General features: G+C 27.0%; 24 protein-coding genes. 14 read left to right on the top strand and 10 right to left on the bottom strand.

Features of this window, described 5'->3' with window-relative positions; translation table 11 throughout:
* The first annotated feature begins 208 nt into the window (after nucleotides 1–208).
* Together CKV87_RS03615 and CKV87_RS03610 are read left to right on the top strand one after the other, a co-directional pair.
* A complete protein-coding gene (locus CKV87_RS03615) occupies nucleotides 209–943 on the top strand; it encodes a response regulator (protein WP_004510791.1) in 735 nt (244 codons plus the stop codon).
* Nucleotides 927–2,780 carry a histidine kinase dimerization/phosphoacceptor domain -containing protein gene (locus tag CKV87_RS03610; protein WP_012012486.1) on the top strand — a complete coding sequence of 618 codons (1,854 nt, stop codon included), beginning with the start codon at nucleotides 927–929 and terminating at the stop codon, nucleotides 2,778–2,780. The genes CKV87_RS03615 and CKV87_RS03610 overlap by 17 nt, the downstream gene beginning before the upstream one ends.
* Nucleotides 2,781–2,817: 37 nt before the next feature.
* Here CKV87_RS03610 and CKV87_RS03605 read toward each other — a convergent pair whose 3' ends face one another.
* Genes CKV87_RS03605 through CKV87_RS03595 form a run of 3 tightly spaced genes read right to left on the bottom strand, consistent with a single transcriptional unit; the run spans nucleotide 2,818 to nucleotide 4,897 of the window.
* Nucleotides 2,818–3,063, bottom strand: coding sequence for a hypothetical protein (locus CKV87_RS03605; RefSeq protein ID WP_012012485.1), 246 nt, complete (start codon nucleotides 3,061–3,063; stop codon nucleotides 2,818–2,820).
* A 21-nt stretch (nucleotides 3,064–3,084) separates the two neighbouring features.
* On the bottom strand, nucleotides 3,085–4,482 hold the full coding sequence (fumC, locus tag CKV87_RS03600; protein ID WP_012012484.1) for a class II fumarate hydratase: 1,398 nt from the start codon (nucleotides 4,480–4,482) through the stop codon (nucleotides 3,085–3,087).
* Between the two features lie 22 nt (nucleotides 4,483–4,504).
* The gene (locus CKV87_RS03595; RefSeq protein WP_012012483.1) at nucleotides 4,505–4,897 is read right to left on the bottom strand and encodes a hypothetical protein; all 393 of its coding nucleotides are present in this window, start codon (nucleotides 4,895–4,897) and stop codon (nucleotides 4,505–4,507) included.
* A 150-nt stretch (nucleotides 4,898–5,047) separates the two neighbouring features.
* Here CKV87_RS03595 and CKV87_RS03590 point away from each other — a divergent pair, with 150 nt between their 5' ends.
* From CKV87_RS03590 to CKV87_RS03550, 9 genes are all read left to right on the top strand, one after another.
* A complete protein-coding gene (locus CKV87_RS03590) occupies nucleotides 5,048–5,515 on the top strand; it encodes a Fur family transcriptional regulator (protein ID WP_012012482.1) in 468 nt (155 codons plus the stop codon).
* Nucleotides 5,516–5,575: 60 nt separating this feature from the next.
* Nucleotides 5,576–5,890, top strand: coding sequence for a hypothetical protein (locus CKV87_RS03585; RefSeq protein WP_012012481.1), 315 nt, complete (start codon nucleotides 5,576–5,578; stop codon nucleotides 5,888–5,890).
* A complete protein-coding gene (locus tag CKV87_RS03580; RefSeq protein ID WP_041644894.1) occupies nucleotides 5,890–6,573 on the top strand; it encodes a ferritin-like domain-containing protein in 684 nt (227 codons plus the stop codon). Before CKV87_RS03585 ends, CKV87_RS03580 begins: the two co-directional genes overlap by 1 nt.
* A gap of 3 nt (nucleotides 6,574–6,576) precedes the next feature.
* Nucleotides 6,577–6,831, top strand: coding sequence for a hypothetical protein (locus CKV87_RS03575; RefSeq protein WP_004510782.1), 255 nt, complete (start codon nucleotides 6,577–6,579; stop codon nucleotides 6,829–6,831).
* A complete protein-coding gene (locus CKV87_RS03570) occupies nucleotides 6,831–7,181 on the top strand; it encodes a hypothetical protein (protein ID WP_012012479.1) in 351 nt (116 codons plus the stop codon). Before CKV87_RS03575 ends, CKV87_RS03570 begins: the two co-directional genes overlap by 1 nt.
* The gene (locus CKV87_RS03565; protein WP_012012478.1) at nucleotides 7,182–7,544 is read left to right on the top strand and encodes a YtxH domain-containing protein; all 363 of its coding nucleotides are present in this window, start codon (nucleotides 7,182–7,184) and stop codon (nucleotides 7,542–7,544) included. It abuts the gene before it with no gap.
* Between the two features lies 1 nt (nucleotide 7,545).
* Nucleotides 7,546–9,657, top strand: a complete 2,112-nt coding sequence (locus CKV87_RS03560; protein WP_012012477.1) for a heavy metal translocating P-type ATPase — start codon at nucleotides 7,546–7,548, stop codon at nucleotides 9,655–9,657.
* A gap of 187 nt (nucleotides 9,658–9,844) precedes the next feature.
* On the top strand, nucleotides 9,845–10,075 hold the full coding sequence (locus tag CKV87_RS03555) for a hypothetical protein (protein WP_041644892.1): 231 nt from the start codon (nucleotides 9,845–9,847) through the stop codon (nucleotides 10,073–10,075).
* Nucleotides 10,076–10,141: 66 nt separating this feature from the next.
* A complete protein-coding gene (locus tag CKV87_RS03550; protein WP_012012476.1) occupies nucleotides 10,142–10,621 on the top strand; it encodes an ankyrin repeat domain-containing protein in 480 nt (159 codons plus the stop codon).
* 25 nt (nucleotides 10,622–10,646) lie between these two features.
* Here the strand turns inward: CKV87_RS03550 and CKV87_RS03545 are convergent, their stop codons facing one another.
* Genes CKV87_RS03545 through CKV87_RS03530 form a run of 4 tightly spaced genes read right to left on the bottom strand, consistent with a single transcriptional unit; the run spans nucleotide 10,647 to nucleotide 15,035 of the window.
* Nucleotides 10,647–11,858: an ABC transporter permease gene (locus CKV87_RS03545; protein ID WP_012012475.1), complete on the bottom strand. Its 1,212-nt coding sequence runs from the start codon at nucleotides 11,856–11,858 to the stop codon at nucleotides 10,647–10,649.
* Nucleotides 11,858–12,562, bottom strand: a complete 705-nt coding sequence (locus tag CKV87_RS03540; protein WP_020847589.1) for an ABC transporter ATP-binding protein — start codon at nucleotides 12,560–12,562, stop codon at nucleotides 11,858–11,860. The genes CKV87_RS03545 and CKV87_RS03540 overlap by 1 nt, the downstream gene beginning before the upstream one ends.
* Nucleotides 12,552–13,814, bottom strand: a complete 1,263-nt coding sequence (locus tag CKV87_RS03535) for an efflux RND transporter periplasmic adaptor subunit (RefSeq protein WP_012012473.1) — start codon at nucleotides 13,812–13,814, stop codon at nucleotides 12,552–12,554. Before CKV87_RS03535 ends, CKV87_RS03540 begins: the two co-directional genes overlap by 11 nt.
* A 6-nt stretch (nucleotides 13,815–13,820) precedes the next feature.
* Nucleotides 13,821–15,035 (bottom strand): TolC family protein, encoded by a 1,215-nt coding sequence (locus CKV87_RS03530; RefSeq protein WP_012012472.1) that lies wholly within the window; start codon nucleotides 15,033–15,035, stop codon nucleotides 13,821–13,823.
* A gap of 157 nt (nucleotides 15,036–15,192) precedes the next feature.
* Between CKV87_RS03530 and exbB the strand changes: the two genes are divergently transcribed.
* From exbB to CKV87_RS03515, 3 genes are read left to right on the top strand one after another with little or no spacing between them, the layout of a single operon-like run.
* Nucleotides 15,193–15,621 carry a TonB-system energizer ExbB gene (gene exbB / locus CKV87_RS03525; protein WP_004510771.1) on the top strand — a complete coding sequence of 143 codons (429 nt, stop codon included), beginning with the start codon at nucleotides 15,193–15,195 and terminating at the stop codon, nucleotides 15,619–15,621.
* Entirely contained in the window at nucleotides 15,602–15,979 is a 378-nt protein-coding gene (gene exbD, locus CKV87_RS03520; protein WP_004510770.1) for a TonB system transport protein ExbD, read from the top strand. The genes exbB and exbD overlap by 20 nt, the downstream gene beginning before the upstream one ends.
* Before the next feature lie 7 nt (nucleotides 15,980–15,986).
* Nucleotides 15,987–16,670, top strand: a complete 684-nt coding sequence (locus CKV87_RS03515) for a TonB family protein (protein WP_012012471.1) — start codon at nucleotides 15,987–15,989, stop codon at nucleotides 16,668–16,670.
* Between the two features lie 27 nt (nucleotides 16,671–16,697).
* Here the strand turns inward: CKV87_RS03515 and CKV87_RS03510 are convergent, their stop codons facing one another.
* Genes CKV87_RS03510 through trpB form a run of 3 tightly spaced genes read right to left on the bottom strand, consistent with a single transcriptional unit; the run spans nucleotide 16,698 to nucleotide 20,027 of the window.
* Nucleotides 16,698–18,110 (bottom strand): leucyl aminopeptidase, encoded by a 1,413-nt coding sequence (locus CKV87_RS03510; protein ID WP_012012470.1) that lies wholly within the window; start codon nucleotides 18,108–18,110, stop codon nucleotides 16,698–16,700.
* Nucleotides 18,100–18,801, bottom strand: coding sequence for a DedA family protein (locus CKV87_RS03505; RefSeq protein WP_012012469.1), 702 nt, complete (start codon nucleotides 18,799–18,801; stop codon nucleotides 18,100–18,102). Before CKV87_RS03505 ends, CKV87_RS03510 begins: the two co-directional genes overlap by 11 nt.
* Nucleotides 18,802–18,818: 17 nt before the next feature.
* Complete coding sequence (gene trpB / locus CKV87_RS03500) at nucleotides 18,819–20,027, bottom strand: tryptophan synthase subunit beta (protein ID WP_012012468.1); 1,209 nt, start codon at nucleotides 20,025–20,027, stop codon at nucleotides 18,819–18,821.
* Nucleotides 20,028–20,036 lie beyond the last annotated feature (9 nt).

Genomic DNA, 20,036 nt, shown 5'->3' with positions numbered 1-20,036 from the left:
GTATTTTGAGAATTGTCCTTACTCTTATCATTAAATCAATAATGAATCCTAGAATTATAATATTTAAAAATGATAAAAAAATGATATTTTGATAATCATTACTATAAAATTAACAAAAAATAAACACTTGATTAATGATTCACAAAGAATTAAACCATTTAATGATAAAATAGTGATAATAATTATTATATCTAAAAGGAAACACAAATTGTCAAATAATTTATTTTCAAAAAAACACTTTGACATACTAATCGTAGAAGATGAACCAATACTAGCCATGGCGATGGAAGTAAAACTCAAAAAACTAGGTTTTGGTGTTAGTGGAATAGCTACATCACCTGATAATGCAATTTTACATACAAATAACAATCATCCAGATCTTGCAATTATCGATATTAACTTAAATGCATCAAAAACAGGAATTGAAGTAGCGTGTTATATGTGGAAAAATTTTAATATTCCAATTATTTTTTTAACTTCATACTATAACGATAAGATTTTAAATCAAGCTATGGAAGCTGAACCTTACGCATATTTAATAAAGCCTTGTAAAAATGAAGAACTAAAAGTTGCAATAAATACAGCATTACATAAACATCAATTCTTTTTTAAAAATAAAAATTTAATAAATTCTCAAAATAATAAATATATTCAAATTGAACAAAATATAAAGTTTGATTTGATAAACACAGAATTATATGTTGATGAAAAAATTGTAAAACTTACTAAAACAGAAAAAAAACTTTTTGAGATTCTTACATCACAAGCTGGTAAAATTGTTAGCTTTGATACTATTTTTAACTTTATTTGGAGAGAAGATGTATATGATTTATCAAAACTTCGTTCTTTAATATACAGAGTTAAAACAAAATTAAACTTCAACCCATTTGAAAGCTTTTATGAAGAAGGTTATAGGATAAAAACTCTTGAAAAAACTAACTAAACTTTTTAATTTTAATTCTTACTCATTTTCAACAAGAGTTATTTGTTCTTTGATTTTATTTATTGTATTTTTTATATTTATCAAAATTGCTTTAACTAGTACAAAAATAGAAAATAATAGTTTAAACAATGAAATAGATTATATAACCAAAACCCTACTTTTAACAAAAGAACAGATTAAAATAATTGGTAAATCTTTAGGAATGCAAACTGAACTTGAGATGGACTTAACAAAAAAGATTATTGAAGATGAGATAAAAAATATCGATTTAAAAATAGACAAATACTCTTCAAAAGATTATATAACTGACATTTTGCAAAAAAGTGCTATTTCAAATTATTGTTCATACAAAACATCAAATGATATTAAATACATAAAAGATGATGATAATTTTGATAAAAATAATCTTGAGATTTTAAAAGATTGGCAAATTGTTAAAGTAGAAGAAAAAAACAAAACTTTTTCTAAAAAAAATTATTTTTTATATAACTATTTACTAAAAGAACAAAAAGTTTTACTAGAAGTTGGTTGTAGTAAATCATTTTTAAATCTAAATCATATGGGATTTGAAATGAGTTTAAAAGAACATCTTAAAGCAAATTTACTAATAGACCCAACATTAAGCAGTACAAAAATGGCTATTGTTTGGATAAATCCAAAAGCTCTGGATAATTTGAACTCTATTTTATTTGAAGAAAATGAAGAAATACGAAAAAATAAATATACAATAAGTATGTTATCAAATGTTGAAAATATTCCAACAGGTAATTTAACATTAGGAGAAATTTTAAATCAAAAAGATACACATAAACCAATTTCTCATAAGATAGATAAAGAAGAAGTTTTAACTTGGATAATAGATTTAAGTACAAATAATAGTTCAAGGAAATTATTGCTTTTATATAGTGTAGATAAAAAACAATTAGAAGAAAAAAATCATTCACAAATATTTTTCTTATTGCCTGAAACATTATTAGCTATTAGCATTAGTATTGTTTTAATACTTTTTTTCTTTAGACGAATAATAAATAATATAAATACTTTGACAAAAACAGCAATAAAAGTAAATAAAGGTGAAAAAAATATTCGAAGCAATGTAAAAGGCGATGATGATATAGGAATACTTGGAGAGTCTTTCGATTCTATGCTTGATATTTTTGAAAATAATATTAAAATTTTAGATGAAAAAGTTGAAGAAAAAACAAAAGAAATTACAAAATCATTGGAAGAAAAAGAGATTTTATTAAAAGAAATTCACCATAGAGTGAAAAATAATCTTGCATTAACAATTAGTTTAATTGAACTGCAAGAAGAAGAAATAGAAGATGAAAAAACAAAAAAAGTTCTAGTTGATATTCAAGAACGAATTTATACAATGGAACTTTTACATAGAAAACTTTATGAATCAACAAATCTAAATAAAATTCCTTTTAAATCATATACTTTAGATTTAATAAAAACTATTTCAAAAACTTATGATAAAGATGAAAAAGTAAAAATTGAAACTTCAATAGAAAATATTGATCTGAATATTGAAACAGCTATGCCTTATGGAATTATTTTAAATGAACTTATAACAAACTGTTTTAAATATGCATTTAAAAATCAAGATGAACCAAAACTTGAAATTACTATTTCAAAGAAAAATAATGAAGAAATATCACTAATATTAAAAGATAATGGAAAAGGGTTATCTAAAGATTTTTCTAAACTTAGCAACGAAACATTGGGACTAAGACTTATAAATATGATAGTAAATTTCCAACTTATGGGAAAAGTAATTTATGAATTTGACAATGGTGCAAAATTCACTATTTTAGGAAAAATCAAAGAGTAAAAAAGAGAACATTTTCGTTCTCTTTTTACTCTTTTAATTAAGAACTCTCTTTTGCATTTTTCAAAAGATTTACATACCAATCATCATTGATATCTTCACTTTCTAAATCAGCTAGAATTATTTCTAACTCATCATCTTTCATATTTAACTCTTCTATTTTATCATCAGGTATAAAAAGAACTTCTGTACAATAATCATAAAGTTGTTCTTCACTTTCAACGTTTTCCATTCCCCAACCATCTTCAAATTCATCAATTATAAAGTATTTTTCAAACTCTTTCATTAGTCAATAGTGCCTTCTTTTTTATAAACTAGGTTTTATCATATTTTCTGGTTTTACATAAGAGTTAAACTCTTCTTCACTTAAGATACCAAGATTTATTGCTTCTTGTTTAAGTGTTGTTCCATTTTTATGTGCTGTTTTTGCTATAAGTGCAGCTTTTTCATATCCAATATATGGATTAAGTGCAGTTACAAGCATAAGCGAATCATTCAAGTATTTATTAATATTTGCCATATTTGGTTCTATTCCAATTGCACAATTATCATTAAATGCTAGCATTGTATCACTTAAAAGTCTTATTGATTGTAAAAGATTTAATGCAATTACAGGTTTAAATACATTTAATTCAAAGTTTCCTTGCGATGCAGCTATACTTATAGTTGAATGATTTCCCATAACTTGAACAGCAACCATTGTCATAGCTTCACTTTGAGTTGGATTTACTTTTCCTGGCATTATTGAACTTCCTGGTTCATTTTCTGGAATATTAAGCTCACCTATTCCGCATCTAGGACCTGATGAAAGCCATCTAATATCATTTGCTATTTTCATAAGATTTGAAGCAAGTGCATTTAGTGCTCCACTTAAAAATACTTCTCCATCATGAGCTGTTAAAGCATGAAATTTATTTGGATGAGATTTAAAAGCATATTTTGTTTTTGTTAAATCATTTAAAGTATCACAAACCATTGGTGAAAAATCTGGATGTGAATTTAATCCAGTTCCAACAGCAGTTCCTCCAATAGCAAGTTCAACAATATATTTCATAGCATCATCAACTTGTGCTAAAGCTTTATTTAGCATATCAACATATCCAGAAATTTCTTGTCCTAATGTAAGAGGTGTTGCATCTTGAAGATGAGTTCTTCCTATTTTTACAATATTTTCAAACTCTTTTTCTTTTTTTTCTAAAGTAGTTTTTAAAATATTTATTGCAGGAATTAATCTTTTTTGTACATCAAGAACAAAAGCAACTCTCATTGCCGTTGGATAAGTATCATTTGAACTTTGTCCTTTATTTACATCATCGTTTGGATGAATAAGTTTTTTTGTTCTAAAATCTTCTCCTAAAATTTCCGTTGCTCTTGAAGATATAACTTCATTTACGTTCATATTTGATTGAGTTCCTGAACCTGTTTGCCAAACAACTAAAGGAAATTCACCATCAAGTTTTCTTTCAATTATTTCATCACAAGCTTGACTAATAACTTTTGTTTTCACATCATCTAGTCTTTTTAATTTGTTATTTACAATTGCACAAGCTTTTTTCAAATATGCAAAACCTTCAATAACTTCTTTTGGCATTTTTTCATCACCAATTGGAAAATTTTCAACACTTCTTTCCGTTTGTGCTTGCCAGTATCTATCTTTAGGTACTTTGATTTCACCCATCGTATCTTTTTCTATTCTGTAATCCATACTTTTCCTTTTTTTGATTTAACTATAAACGAATATTTTTTTGTAAATAAGAAATCATATCTTTATTTACTAAATTTAGTGCATTTTTATCAATCTTTTCATTTTGGCTAAATTTATTTAGTCTATTTAGATAATCTTCTATTTTATTTTCTAAATTTCTATCATTTACCAAAAGAATAATCTTTGCACATGTTCTTTTTATCTCTTTAATTTGTGCTTGAAAATTTTCTAAATCAACCACTATTATTTCTTCTGTTAATTTTGAGAAAAGTTCTAATTTTGTACTTCTTAACCATTTATTTTGTTCAAATTTATTATTAATTTTTGTAGAAACAAAAGTATCCACCAATTTAGTAGCAACTGCACCAACTAAAGCACTTTTTGCAACTGATGTTAAAACTGTAATATTTAGCATAAAAAATCCTTATAAAATTTTTTTGTCATTATTAGATATAAAAAATTAATTTACTCTTAAAGTGATAATTAAAATCACTTCTTTATTAAGAATAATAATGTTAGAATCAAATTTATTGTATAATTTTTTTAAATTAAGAGGTTTTATAAAGTGGAAAATAGTCAAGAAATGGCATTTAATATCTTTTTAGATAGTTTTAAAAAAAATGTTTCAAAAGTTGGATTTAAAAATACAATTCAAAAAGATTATATTCTAAAAACTTTATATCTTTCAAAAAAACATTTAACAGCTGATGATATTTTCCTTGAAATAAAAGAAAAATATAATATGAGCGTTGGAATGGCTACAATTTATAATGCTATAAAATTTCTTCATGAAATGCATCTTGTAAATCTATTAAATATTGGTGATGGAACTATTCGATATGAATTCAATCACGAAATCCACCACGATCATCTAATTTGTACTAATTGTAGTTCAATAATTGAATTTACAGATGAGATTATAGAAGAACAACAAAATACAATTGCTAAAAAATATGACTTTTATTTAAAAGAACATATAATGATACTTTATGGAATTTGTGAAAAATGCCAGAAAGTTGATAGTAATTCTTAATTTATAATAAGTTAAATTTAATATTAGAAAAGAAAAAATACAATTCAAGAAAGGATTATTGTGATACAAACAGAGGATATTATAAAAATTGCTAGTTTTTTTTCTATTATTGCACATACTCCTGGAAGATTAAGAGTAAGAGTTAATCCAAAAATTACTCAAGCTTCTGGGAATATAACTTTGAGCGATATAGAAGATTTACCAAATAAAATAGATGGAATAGAAAATATTAAAATAAATAAAATCATTGCGTCTGTTACTATTCATTATAACCCAGATGTTTTCCAACCAAAACTTTGGGAAGATTTGGTTAAAAATGAAAATATTGAAGAGTTATCAATTTTAATAAATAAACTTGCAAAGGAGGTTATTTGATGAATGAAAATCTTGATGAACAACTTTTAATTAGTGCAAGAGTTGATATAAATAGTCCTATTCCAATTAGAACACAAATTTTAAGAATAGCTGTTTATGATGAATTTAAAGCATATGAGACTTATTCAAAAATTATTGAAAAGTTTGGTTTAGTTCAACCTTTTGTAAATATAAAAGAGGCTGAAGCTATTCATTATTCTGCACTTATTCAACTAATGCAAAAATACAATATTGAAGTTCCTTTCAATAATTGGGCAACTAAAATAGAAATACCAAATACTTTAATTGAGTGTTGTGAAATGGGAGTTGCAGCAGAGATAAATAATATTGCTATGTACAATAATCTGTTATCTTATGCAACTGATAATGACGTAAGAGATGTTATATTTAGACTTCAAGCAGCTTCTTATAATAATCATTTACCAGCATTTAGAAATTGTGTTTTAACTCATTACAATGCTAGTGTAAACAATGGTGATTTATCACAAGCAAATATCATGGAAAAATTAGGAGAATATCAAGTATTACTTGATGATATTATGTCTGGAAATATTGATGAAAGTTCTATTTCACAAATTTTTTCAAAACTAAATATGTCTATGGTTAGTGGAGCAGTTTTTGGTGGTGCAATAATCGCACTTTTAAATAACTATATTTCAAAACAAAATCAAGAAGAGGAGTAAATTATGGCTTTACCATTTCTATTAGGATTGGCTTTAGGTGCTGGTGCTGTTGTAGCTTATAACAAAAGTGATAAATTAAAAGATAAAACTTCAAAAATACTTGAAAAAACAAAAGATGGTCTTGAAGAAGTAAAAGAAAAAATCAATTCTACAAAAGAGACTATCAAAGAAAAGTTTGAAAAAAAAGAAGAAAAAGCTGAACAAACAAAAGCAAAAAGAAAATATGTAAGAAAACCAAAAGCTAAGGAAACAAAATAATGAAAGATTTAACAATCAACACAGGGACACCTAGAAATGTTTTAGGTCATGTAATAAGTGGAGCAATTGCAAGTGCTGTTGTAAGTAGTGCAATTAATTATAAAAAAGTTCAAAGTAAACAAATTTCAAGAAATGATGCAATAAAAGATACAGTAAAAAGAACTTCTCAAGGTGCTATTGCAACTGGAAGTGCTATTGCAACTGCAAATTATATTGGTCAAAATAGTTGGCTTAAAGCAGTAACAGCTTTAAGTATTGGAGCTGCTGGAATTTATGCACTTGAAGTATTAGAAGAAAAAATTGAACAAAAATATTTAACAAATGAAAATATTGAAATTGAAGGAGAATAAATGAATACAAATAAAAACCAAAATCAATATGATTTAAATATAGATAATACAAGAAATCAAAATGGACAAACGGGAATTAATATAAACCAAAATCCTTATTTAAATCAAAATTTTAACCAAAATCCTCAACAAATAGTACCAACAAATAATCCAACAACGCAAAATGGATTTTTAAATGGAGATTTTGTAAAAGGTGCATTAATTGGTGCAGCAGTTACATATTTACTAACTAATAAAAATGCTCAAGAAACAATTTTTAAAGTATTTGGAAAAGGTAGTGAACTTTTCTCTGCAGGAATTGAAGAACTAAAAGAGAGATACGAAGACGCAAAAGCGCAAATGCAAGCACAACAAGAACAGTAAAATGAAAAAAAACTTTGAAAAAGTACATCAAACTCCTTCAAGAGTTCGTTATAAATTCTCTTTATTAAAAGAGAAATTTATTGATGAAGATATTTTAAAAAACTATTTTCTTAAAATAGATGGTGTACGAAGTGTTAGAATAAATAGAAAAGCTTATAGTATCATTTTTGAATTTGATAAAAATATTATAAGTTCTTTAGAAAAAATTCTGAACTCGTTAACTATCGAGGGATTGCTAAAATCTTGTGAAAATGAAATGGCAAGTGTTTGTGTTTCATGTGTAAGTAGTGATGAACCATCTATGAATGGTACTATTAGAGCAACTAGTGCATTAGTAGCTGAAAGATTTATCACAAATAACACTTTAAAAGCTGGTGTTACAACAGTGGCTTCTGTTCCTTTATTAATTGAAGGTTCAAAAGAGTTATTTAAAGAAGGATTAACATCAAAAGTTTTAGAAAGTGCAGCAGTTGCAATTTCAATATATAGAAAAGACTATTTAGCAGCAAATTCAACAAATGCAATGATTGAACTTGGTGAATACATAGAAGAGACAACTGTACATAAAAGTGATGATTTATTAAAAGAGTTATCAAAACCAAATGTTGAAGAAGCTTGGATAGAGAAAAAAATAGACGGTAAAATAACTGAAGTTTTAGTAAAAAGCGAAGATATCAAAGTTGGCGATATTGTTGTAGTTGGTGTTGGAAATACAATAGCTGTTGATGGACATATAGTTGAAGGAAGCGGTAGCGTAAATCAAGTTTCTATGACAGGAGAAGCACAACCAGTTGTTAAATACAGAGGAGATAGAGTAATCTCTGGAACTATTGTTGAAGAGGGAAGATTTAGAATTTGGGCTGAGCATGTTGGAGCAAATACAGCAACTCAAAGAATAAAACACTATATAGAAAACTCTTTAAATGAAAAATCATCAGTTCAACTAAAAGCAAATCGTCTTGCAGATAAACTTGTTCCCGTTACATTAGGACTTGCTGCTTCTTCATATATTTTTACAAAAGATTTTGAAAGAGTAGCTTCTATATTACAAGCTGATTATTCTTGTGCATTAAAACTTGCAACTCCAGTTGCTTTTAAATCAACTATTTCAAAAGCTGGTCATAATGGGATTATGATAAAAGGTGCAAAATCAATAGAAGCTTTAAGTAGTGCGGATACTTTTATTTTTGATAAAACAGGAACTTTAACTGGTGGTGAACTTGAAGTAATAAGTGTAGAATCATATAATCCAAAATGGACAGAAGAACAAATACTAAATCTAACTGCTTCAACAGAAGAACACTATTTTCATCCAGTAGCAGAAGCTGTTGTAAAAGCTGCAAAACAAAGAGGCTTTGTACATATGCACCATGAAGAAGTCGAATTTATTGTAGCACATGGAGTGAAAACTGAAGTTAATGGGAAATCTGTAATTATTGGAAGTCGTCATTTTTTAGAAGATGATGAAAAAATTGATTTTAGCGAACATAAAGCTAATATTGAGAACTCTTTAAAAGATGGAAAAACTTTACTTTATGTTGGTTATGATGGGAAATTATTAGGTACTATTGGTCTTTCTGATGAGTTAAGATCTAATGCAAAAGAATCTATTTCAAGACTAAAAAAACTTGGTGTAAAAGATATCATTATGTTAACTGGTGATACAAAAGAAAAAGCTCATAGAATAGCAAAAGAGTTAGGAATAGATGAAGTAAGAGCAGAACTTTTACCTCAAGATAAAGCAAGTATAGTAAAAGAGTTTATGCAAAAAGGTAAAAAAGTTGCATTTGTAGGAGATGGTATAAATGATGCTCCTGCTTTAATTTCAGCTCATGTTGGTATTTCTATGAGTAGAGGTGCAGATATAGCAAAAGCAACAGCAGATATTAGTTTATTAAAAGATGATATAGCAGCAGTTGTTGAAGCAAAAGAGTATGCAAATAAAACAATGAATTTAATAAATAACAATTTTAATGCAACAGTTGGTATAAACTCTGCTATTTTAGCAGGAGCAACATTTGGAGTATTTTCTCCAATAGTTACAGCTGTTCTTCATAATGGTACAACTATTGGATTATTGTTAAATTCTATAAAAGGTGTAAATATCAAATAATTATTCCAATAATAGTTATCAGTTCTATTTAAGTTTTTCTTGATAGAATGCTGATAATTATTATCAAAGGAATTTATTATGCCAATATTATTACCAATTGCAACTGCTTTAACAGCAATTTTAACTGTAAAAACTGTAAATAAAACTATAAAAACTGTAGAAAGAAGAAAAAAAAGGAGTAAAAGATATGAAATTTGATTTAGAAATGCAAAAAGAAGTTGCAAAAATCGGTATGACTGCAACATTAGGTGCAACTGTTGTAACTTCTATGTTTATGAAAAATAGTCTTGCTAAAAAAACTCATGTAATAGCTGGCGTTGCATTATGTGGTTTTGCTCTATGGCATCATATGCTTTATCAACCTAAAACATCTAAAAAACTTAAAAATTCAAAAGAAGAAAATCTACAAGCAAATTAATTTTTAAATTCATTTTAAGTTTATTTATATTACGATACTAATTATCATTAATATAAAGGATTTAAAATGTCTAATAACTTCCTAATCGATAAAAATATAAATAAACAAATTGTTTCAAATATATTTTCATCATTAATTGCAGGTGAAAAATGGGATATGTTAATCGAGATATTTAGATTAAAAATTTTAGATATAAATGCTAGAGACTGCAATGGTAGGAATGCTTTATATTGGGCAATTTTAAAAAATAAAACAGATATAATCAAAAAATTAATAGATTTAGATATAAGTACAGAAGTATCTCCAAACTTCTTAGCAATGAATTTTGCAGTTTATAATGACAATATAAAAGTTATAAAATGTTTAAAAAATTGTGGTCTAAATATTAATGTAATTGATGATATTAACTCTACTCCACTTATTTATGCAATATTGTACAATAAGCAAAATAGTATAAAATATTTAATCGAAAATGGTGCGAATTTAGACCATGAAGATTTTTTAGGTAATAGTCCTTTAAATTTGCTAAATAACTTGAATAAATAGATATTTAAAAAATATCTATTTATTTTTACTCATATCTTAGAGCATCTATTGGATTTAACCTTGCAGCTTTTCTAGCAGGAAAATATCCAAAAATAATACCTATTAAAGTTGAAAATACAAAAGATATTATAATAATTTGATTATTTATAATAAATGGTAATTGCATCATATTTACAATTGTATAACCTATTCCTAAACCTAAAAATATTCCTATTATTCCACCCCATGTAGATAAAACTACAGCTTCTACTAAAAACTGCAATAAAACTTCACTTTCCATAGCTCCAATTGCAAGTCTAGTTCCTATTTCTCTAGTTCTTTCAGTTACAGAAACTAACATAATATTCATAATACCAATTCCGCCAACAAGTAAAGAAATTGCAGCAATTGAACCTAAAAGATAAGTTAACATATTTGTAGTTGAAGTCATAGTATCTAATATATCTTTCATATCTCTAATATGAAAATTATCTGGTTCACCTATTTTTACAGCACGTCTTTCTTGCATTAAAGATGTAATTTCTGTTTTTGCATTTTCTATATATCTCTCTTCTGTTATTGAAATAATAATTGAAGAAACATCTTTATCACCTTTAATTTTTCTTTGATACATTTTTAATGGAACGATAACTATTTCATCTTGGTCATTCCCAAAAGCAGCAGCTCCTTTTGAAGCTAAAACTCCAATAACATTACAAGTCATATTTTTTAATCTAATACTTGCACCAATTGGATTTTCATCTCCAAAAAGTTGAGTTACGATAGTTGTTCCTATAATACAAGATGATTTTCCACTACTTAATTCACTATCATCGAAAATTCGTCCATCTTTCAAAGCCCAATCTTTAATTATGAAATAATCATTATTTGTTCCAATTACTGATGAGTTATTACTTTTATTTCCATAAACTATATTCATTTTTGTTGAATTTTCAGCAGCAACAGCTTTTATATTTTGTATTTCATTTTTAATTGCAATTATATCTTCATTTTGAAAAGCTTTTGAACTATTATCTTCTCTTGGTGGTCCTCTTCTTTCTTGCCCTACTCTTAAAGTTAACATATTAGTTCCAAGTTTTGTAATACTCTCTTTTACACTAGCTGTTGTTCCATCACCAATCATAACCATTGCAATAACTGACGCAACTCCAATTACAATTCCTAAAATTGTAAGAATAGAACGTAAAATATTTCTTCTTATTTCTTTGATTGCTATTAAAAAGGCATTTGATAACATTATTTATATCCTTTTTTTAAACTATCTTCTATATGCCCATCTCTAAAATATATTATTCTATCTGCATAAGCAGCCATTTCTTCTTCGTGAGTTACCATAATAACCGTAATATTAGACTCTTTATTTAATTGTTTTAATAAATTCATAATCTCTACACTTTTTATACTATCAAGATTTCCTGTTGGTTCATCTGCAAGTAAAACTAAAGGATTTGTCACTATTGCTCTTGCTATTGCAACACGTTGTTGTTGACCACCTGAAAGTTCAGCTGGAGTATTTTTTATAACACTTCCTAATCCTACTTTATCTAAAGCTTCAGTAGCTAAAATTTCTCTTTGTTTTGCTGGAATTTTTCTATAAATCAAAGGAAGTTCAACATTTTCTAAAGCAGAAGTTCTTCCTAAAAGATTGAAGCCTTGAAAAACAAAACCTAAATAATTTCTTCTTAACAAAGCCATTTGATTTCTATTTAGTTTTTCTACATTTATTCCATTAAACAGATACTCTCCGCTAGTTGGTTTATCTAAACAACCTATCATATTCATAGAAGTTGATTTTCCACTTCCACTAGCTCCCATTATTGCTACAAATTCACCTTCATATATTTTTAAATCTACTCCATTTAAAGCGTGAGTTTGAGTATCACCAGAACCATAGGTTTTTACAATCTTTTTAAACTCTATGATAACTTTTCTATTTTCCATCATCACTCTTTTGCGAAATTATTACCTCATCATCTACTTTTAGTTCTTCTGATTCTATTGAAGTTAATTTTCCATCACTATCCAAAACTTTTACCATAACTCTTTTTGGTTGATTATTTTCTAAAATAAATATAGGAGCTAACTCTTTTTTACTCAAATCTCTTGCAACATTTGCAGGTCTATTCATATTTGGTCCAACTAAATTTACACCACCATTTTTTTGCTCTTGCATTTTTGGCTTAAATCTTAATGCTCCATTTGGAATAAGAAGTTTATTTTTACTCTCTTTTGTAATAATTTTTGCAGTTGCTGTCATACCTGGTTTTAAAAGTAAATCTTCATTATCAACAGAAACAACAGTTTCATAAGTTACAACTCCATTTGTATCGACTGGATTTAGCCTTACTTGTTTAACTTTTCCATTAAATACTTTATTAGGATACGCATCAACAGTAAATGTCACAGGTAAATCTTTTTTTATATCAGCAACATCAGCTTCATCAATACTTACAATCAAATCCATATTTGTCAAATCTTTTGCTATTGTAAATAACTTTGGAGCAGACATAGTTGCTGCTAAAGTTTGTCCAACTTCAACTTCTCTATTTAATACAATTCCATCAATTGAAGATTTAACTGAAGCTTTTTCAAGATTTTGTTTATCCGTTTTTAAATTTGATTGAGATTGAAGAACTTTTGCTTTTGCAGCTTCTAAAGACTCTATTGCAGCTTCATAAGAAAATCTTGTATCATCTAATTCATTCTTTGAAGGATATTTGCCACCTGAATTTTTATACATATTCAAAGTTCTATCATAAAGTGTTTTTTTATTGTTTAATAATACTTGGCTCTCTTTTTGATTTGCAACTGCTATTGCTAAAGCTGCTGTTGAACTATCAACTTGAGATTGAAGTTTAACTGTATCAATTTTTGCTAAAATTTGTCCAGCTTTTACTTCATCATTAAAATCAACAAAAATCTCTTTTAAAGTACCTGAAACTTCAATCCCTATTTCAACACTATTTGTTGGATTTAAATTTCCTGTTGTGCTTACAACTACACTTAAATCACCTTGTGTTACTTTTTTTGTAATATATTCAATTTTATTTGATTTATCATTTCCATTAAATATAAAAAATAAAACAATAGCTAAAAATGAAACAATAGCAGTGGCTATATAAATTAATTTTCTATTTATTCTTTTCTTACTACTAAAAGACTCTAACTCTTCTAATAAATCTTTATTTTGCATTTTATCTTACCCTTTGATTTTAAAATATAGTTTTGAATATTGTAATTTAATGTTAATATCATTTATTATTAAATCATATTCATTTATCTGTTTTGTATTTCTTAAAATATCTAAATCATAAACAGAAGTCATTCCTGCTTCATTTGATATTTTATTTGCAGCAATTAAATCATCATATAGTCTAATATTTTCAGCAATTGTTTTATTTTGTTTTTCATATGTATTTATTTGATTTAAAATTTGCTCATAATCATAAGCTATTTCATTTTTTAAATCATTCACACTACTTTTTTGTTTTAAATAGTTTAACTTTGCTTCTTGAAGTTTATTTGATTTATTATAATCGTATAAAGGCATAGATAGAGTCAAACTAGCACTTGATTGAGCATCATCTTTGTTAGTATCTCTTATCATAATATTTTCTTTTTCATCTGAATTACTATAACTTGCTTTTGTAGATAATGCAACTTTTGGTAAATAGTTTGTTTTCATTTTTTTATAATTCGTATTTAACATCTCTACTTTTGAATCTTCTTGTAAAATATCTAAATTTTGATTTATAAAATCCTCTTTTGAGACATTATTAAAATCCAATATTTCTATCTCATCATATTTTAAATCTGTATATTTTGATAATTCAAACTCTTTATCTTTTAAAGAATTTTCTAAAGCTATATTATTTTTTATTTGAGTATTTTTACTCATAACTGCATTATTTAACTCAACAATATCAGTTTTTCCAGCTTCATATTGTATTTTTTTTATAATTAACTCTATATCTTTATTTTCAAGTTGGTATTTACCTTGAATTATTTGAAATTTTAATTTAGTAATTTCTAACAAAGTATCATACATAGATTGCAAAATTTGGGAATTTTGATTTTCCCAAGACAATAAATCATATTTAAATTTATCTTTTGCATATTGAATAGTAAACTCTATTCCTCCTGATTCATAAATACTTTGTGTAAATCCTATTGATGCAGATTTTCCAAATTTATTACTTTTATTTTTATCACTTTCATCTGAAAAAGAGTGAGTTTGTGATAAACCTGAACTAAAATCTATTGAACCTATCCAATCATTTTTTAAGCTTTCATAACTTGATTCTATATACTGTTTTTCAAGTTCTCTTGACTCTTTTTTGTCTTTTTGCAAAAGATCTAAATTATTTGCAAAAGCTAGGCTACAAAATAAAGAGCATACTATTATTTTACGCAAATTTCTTTCCTTAAGTTATAATTAGTGAAAATTTATTGATGAAATTCTACACAATCTGTTTTAATGATTATTTAACAAATTTTTAATTTTTTCTTACAATTAAGATAATTATTATCACTATATGACTATAATAACAGAAATTTTTTTAAGGACGCATATGGAAAATATTGAAACGTTACAACATTTAGTTGACTATGGAGTTATCGTTTTACTTGTAATTATGAGCTTTATAGCTGTTTTCTTTTTTATTGAAAGAATTATATTTTATAAGAATATAGATATAAAATCTTATAAAAACAAAAAACATTTAGATATCGCACTAACAAAACATTTAACAATTATTGGTACTATTGCTTCTAATTCACCTTATATCGGTTTATTAGGAACTGTTTTAGCAATTATGCTTACGTTTATGAATATGGGAAATGGTGACATAGAAGCTGCAAAAATTATGGAATCTTTAGCATTAGCATTAAAAGCAACTGCTGTTGGTCTTGTTGTTGCAATTATTTCTATGGTATTTTATAATATCTTAAGTAGATATGTTGAAGTTACGGAGAGTTTATATGAAGCTGAAGAAATATGATTCAATAAATGTTATTCCATTTATTGATGTATTACTTGTACTTTTAGCTATAGTTTTATTAACTTCAACTTTTATTACAAGAGGTATTATTCCAATTTCATTACCAAATGCTTCAAATGCGGATAATTTAAAACCTGACAAAGAAGTAATTATTGTAATTCAAGAAGATGGACAATTGATGATCGAAGACAAACCTGCTACTTTGGAAAGTATTGAAAGTGAAATTTTACAAAAAACTGTAGAAACACCAATTCACATAAATACAGATAAAAATACAAGATTTGAATCATTTGTACAAGTACTTGATATGCTAAAAAAGAATAATTACTCTAATGTGTCAATAGTAACAAAAAAGTGATGAGAAAATGAACAGATATTTAAATTCTTTTTTTATTACAAGTGGTGTATATTTTATTGCAGCTTTTTTTCTATTTTTTGTTTTTGCTGATATGTTAATTACACCTCCAGCAAAAGAGGAAATAGTTACAAAGATATCACTAAATAGTGTATCTATTGTTGAGCCTCAGCCAGTTGTTGAACCAACTCCTGAGCCAATAGTTGAACCTCAACCTGTAATAGAGAAACCAAAACCAGTAAAAAATAAACCTGAAAAACCAAAAAAAGAGCATAAAAAACCTGTAGAAAAAATTGTTCAAAAAGAAGAAGTTACTGAAGTTGTTGCAGCTGTTCCTCCTCCAACAAAAACACCACCAAAAGAAGAAGTATCAGCTCCAAGTATTAATCAAAATCAAATCGATACTATTGAAACAAAATATTTAGCAAAAGTAAGAGCAACAATTGAAAAAAATAAAATTTATCCAAAAGCTGCGAAAAGATTAAATCAAACTGGAAAAGTAAATGTTAATTTCGATATTTTAAAAAGTGGAGAAATTAGAAATGTTAAAGTTTTAGGAAAATCTTCATTTGCAAAATTAGATGAAGCATCTATTGAACTGTTAATTAAAATAAGTAATTTTGATGAGATTCCAGAAGAATTGAAAAAAAGTGTTTGGAATGTTACTATTCCAATAGACTACTCGATAAACTAATATGTAGGAAGAGAATCTTCCTACTTTTTATAATAGATTTTGTAAAAGTTTTATAGTTGTTCTAACACCTATACCACTTGCTCCATAAGGATTGTATCCCCAAGCTTTCTCAACATATGCAGGACCTGCTATATCAAAATGTATCCATTTATTTTTATTTTCTTCATATATAAAATTATCTAAAAACATTCCAGCTGTTATTGCTCCACCATATCTAGTATTTGCAACATTACAAATATCTGCAATCTCTGATTTTATACACTTTTTCAAATATCTATTAAAATCAAGTGCAGTTGCATATTCTCCTGCATCTAAAGCACTAGAAACCGCTTTTCTTTTTAAAATCTCACAATTTCCCATAACTCCAGTTGTATATTCACCAACTCCAACAACACAAGCTCCTGTTAAAGTTGCATAATCAAATATATAATCAATATTTTTGATTTCATCTTGAGCATAACATAAACAATCAGCAAGAACAAGTCTTCCTTCAGCATCAGTGTTTCTTACTTCTATTGTTTTACCATTTTTAGCTTTTAGTATATCATCTGGTTTATAAGCATTTCCACCAATCATATTTTCAACTGCACCTAAAATAGCATGAACTTCAATAGGAAGTTCAAGTTTAGCAATAGCCCAAATAGTTGCTAATACTGCACAAGCTCCTGATTTATCTGCTTTCATTGTAACCATAAAATCACTTGGTTTTAAAGATAAACCACCTGAATCATAAGTTAAGCCTTTACCAACAAGTACTATTTTGTGTTTTGCTTTTTTTGGTTTATATGTTAAGTGAATAAGTTTTGATTCGTGAACTGAGGCTCTTCCAACACTATGCATTGCCATCATTTTATGTTTTTCTAAATAACTTTCACCATGAACTTCGCAAGATATATCTACATCTTGCGCTAATTTTTGTGCCATTTGTGCCATAATTTGTGGATAAAAATCAGCTGGTGCACTATTTACCATATCTCTTGCTTTATTTACAGCTTTTGAAATTATTGTTGATTCTTTTAAAATATCTTCTAATTTAGAATTTTTCTTTTCAACAACAAAACTTAATTCAATCTTTTTTGTCTCTTTTTCACTTTTGTATTCATCAAATGCATATTGACCTAAAAGTGCTCCTTCAACTAAAGCATTAAAATTATCTTCTAAACATTTATCTAAAGTTATTTTTGCACTTTTAAATTTTGTTGATTTTAATTTTTTAATTGCCGTTGCAATTGCAATTGCTAAACTATCATAAGAAGATTCTTCATATCCAACATATATCTTTTTTGATTCAGCTAATAATACACAACTTTCATCTTTTGCTTTAAACTCTAAAATTTCTAATATTTCTTTGTCTTCTTTTAAAGTTTCAATATCTTTTACAAAAATTATTTCTGTATCAAAACTCTTTTTTTTATTTATTTCAACAATATTAATTTTCATGTCTCATCCTTTTTTCAACTTTTTGTGTTGCTTTATGAAAATAGTAAACAATGCTTCCTCCAACTACAACTGCAATAGGAATTGCCATATACCAGTGTTGTTTTGCCCAATGTAATACAATCATAATTTGTTCTCCAAAATACCAAACCGGCACTATTGTAAGAGCAGCCCAACACCAAGCTGAGATTAGATTTATAAAGGCGAACTTTCTAGCATCATATCTTGTTAATCCTATTGAAATAGGAATTATTGTTCTCATTCCATACATATATCTTTGAATAAAAATAATAGGCCAACCATGCCTTTTTAACAAAAGGTGCGCAAATGCAAATTTTCTTCTTTGCCCTCTAAATTTTCTATGAACAGACTCTTTATTAAATCTTCCTATGTAAAAATATACTTGATCACCTGCAAACCCACCAAAACCTGCAACAAATATAGCCAAATACAAATTCATCATCTCTTTATGAGCTAATAATCCTGCCATAACAAGCCCAGCTTCACCCTCAAGCATTCCCCAAACAAAAAGTATTATATATCCATGCTTTTCTAGTAAATATTTGAATTTCTCATCAATTCCTTCAACTGGTGCTTGAGATAAACTATATATTAAAAAAGACATAAACAATATAAGGAATACTGCAAATATTTTTCCTGAATAGGGTTGGATTTTTCTAAAGAGCTCTTTCATATAAAATATTCCTTTTTTTAATTAAAATTCAGCAAACTTTTTGCTTGAATCATATCTTTATCTCCCCTACCAGATAAACAAACAATAACTGTTTTCCCTTTTATTTTCTCTTTTGCTTTATTCAAATATGCAATTGCGTGCGCTGATTCAAATGCTGGAATAATTCCCTCACGTCTACTTAACCAAACAAAAGCATCTAAAGCTTCTTGATCTGTAATTGAATCATAACTTATTGATTTATTATCTTTATGAAAAGAGTGTTCTGGACCAATTCCTGGATAATCAAGACCTGCACTCATACTATGTGCTTCTAAAACTTGTCCATCTTCATCTTGAAGCAAATATGAGCATTGACCATGAAGAATTCCTGGAGTTCCTTTTTCTAAAGAACATCCATGTTTATTAGTATCAATTCCTAATCCACCTGCTTCAATTCCAATACATCTTACATCTTTATCTTCTAAAAAGTGAGAAAACATACCAATAGCATTTGAGCCACCACCAATACATGCAACTACATAATCAGGAAGTTTTTCCTCTTTTTCTAAAATCTGTTTTCTTGATTCATAACCAATAATTGATTGGAAATCTCGCACCATCATAGGATATGGGTGAGGGCCAGCAACTGTACCAATTATATAAAAAGTATCTCGTGCATTTGTAACCCAATATCTTATTGCATCATTCATAGCATCTTTTAAAGTCTTACTTCCACTTTGAACTGAAATAACTTTTGCTCCTAAAAGTTTCATTCTAAAAACATTTAGTTCTTGTCTTTCAACATCTTTTGCACCCATAAAAATAGTACATTCAAGTCCCATGAGTGCTGCAATTGTTGCAGTTGCAACACCATGTTGTCCAGCCCCTGTTTCTGCAATTACTTTTGTTTTACCCATTCTTTTTGCTAATAGACCTTGAGCTATTACATTATTTACTTTATGAGCACCAGTATGATTTAAATCTTCTCTTTTTAAATAAATTTTTGCATCTAACTCTTTACTTATATTTGAAGCAAAATATAATGGATTTTCTCTACCTACATAATCTTTTAATAAAGCATTAACCTCTGCCCAAAACTCTTTATCAAATCTATATTTTTTATATGCAAGTTCTAAGTCTTTTAAAATTGGCATCAAAGTTTCAGGAACATATTGTCCACCAAAAATACCAAATTGACCTTTTTCATCTGGGTCAAAAATACTAGGTTTTGGAATATAATTACTCATTTTTTTTCT

Origin of the sequence: Aliarcobacter butzleri (assembly GCF_900187115.1) — a bacterium.
Lineage (GTDB): Bacteria > Campylobacterota > Campylobacteria > Campylobacterales > Arcobacteraceae > Aliarcobacter > Aliarcobacter butzleri.
The sequence above is the reverse complement of the archived record's forward strand: the minus strand, read 5'-3'. Positions and strand labels throughout refer to the sequence as shown.